Here is a 1,319-nt window from a genome sequence, read left to right as displayed (position 1 = left end):
AGCTGTCGATGGTTCGCATCCCTGAAACACGGTCTTTTGCGATGGTATGTAATAACTCACTCGTGTTCATATTCAATGTAGATTCTAATGGTTAGCGTATTGTCTCCGCTGTTTTTATTGCTCTTAAAAACCGTATGGATATTGCTGTTTACCTCTAAAGGCTCATGGAATGGGATAACCTCTTTGCTCAAATGCTTGACCTTTCGGTTGGCAGTAAGCATGTAATCACGCAATAGAAAACTATTGCCGTTTACCAATAGGCTGATGTTGCCACATTCATAAGGTTCAGGCTGTTTGTAAGCCTTAACAGAACGAAGAAAAACATCGGATTTATGCAGATAGGCAAAGGTTAATGTTTCCTGTGCTATCAAGTCGGCAAATTCAAGGCTTGTAATGATTTGACCTTTTTCAAATAAACCCACTTCGTTGTAGAGATAATCGGCAAACTGTGTATTGAAAAGCTCTGCAATGCTGTTATTCAGATTGCTTTGCTGGTCTGCATCGAGGCAAGTAAATTTGATGTTGTTGCTCAAAATATCAACGATTGCCGGAAGAATATCAGTCTCAAAAAAGTCCTTGCTTTCCGCTTCGCTTGCCCTTGTGCGTAGGTAAGAATAGAACAGGTTGGTAATACCATCGGTCAATAACAAATCGGATATTAAAGCCTGTGGAAATGCTAAATCCTGTGTTACATCTTCCAATTCCGATTCCTTTTTAACCAGTGCGTTTATTGCAATGCCTGTAATCAGTTTACAGGAAGCAGGGAGCAAGTCCTGTTCGTTGATGTGTTTATTGCCAACTGAGGTTTTTGTAATTACAAAATATCTTTTCATTGTCGGGAGATTTTAGGGTTATTTCTTTTTCTCTACCTCGGCAAGCAGATACACACGAACATTGTAGCTTTCATTAACAGCCAGGTTCTCGCTGTCGTCTTTGTAAATGACACGCACAGGGCTGTTTTTGGCTTTTTCATCCACAGGAAAAGCCACATCCTTAATGCTCATGTCATCGTTGTGGTGAAGTAATGCCACTTCGGTATCATCAGGGATTATCTCTGTATCATCAATCCAAACCCTAAGTGTGGCACCGGGTAATGCCTGTTGATTGGATAGGCGTAAGAAAATGCCTTTGATACGGTCGTGTTCCGTTTTGGTATTGCCGTTAAACTCGAAGGTCTGACCTTTTTTAACCTCGAATTTTACGACCTGTAATTTGCGTATGTTATTGTCTTGTACTTCCATTTTTCAAATGATTAAGAAGAAAAAAGGGGCGGTTAACAACCGCTGACCGCCCCCGAACGATTATGACATATCAAGCTC

The 1,319-nt window shown here is 40.7% G+C and carries 2 protein-coding genes; both read right to left on the bottom strand.

From position 1 onward, the window contains the following. Positions 1-56: 56 nt before the first annotated feature. A complete protein-coding gene (locus KEM10_RS23715) occupies positions 57-833 on the bottom strand; it encodes a hypothetical protein (RefSeq protein ID WP_212220846.1) in 777 nt (258 codons plus the stop codon). Positions 834-851: 18 nt separating this feature from the next. Beyond that, on the bottom strand, positions 852-1,241 hold the full coding sequence (locus KEM10_RS23710; RefSeq protein ID WP_212220843.1) for a hypothetical protein: 390 nt from the start codon (positions 1,239-1,241) through the stop codon (positions 852-854). Positions 1,242-1,319: the final 78 nt, after the last annotated feature.

Origin of the sequence: Carboxylicivirga linearis (assembly GCF_018271995.1) — a bacterium.
In the GTDB taxonomy this organism is placed as follows: domain Bacteria; phylum Bacteroidota; class Bacteroidia; order Bacteroidales; family Marinilabiliaceae; genus Carboxylicivirga; species Carboxylicivirga linearis.
Note: the sequence above shows the minus strand (reverse complement) of the source record. Positions and strands in the feature narration are given on the sequence as shown.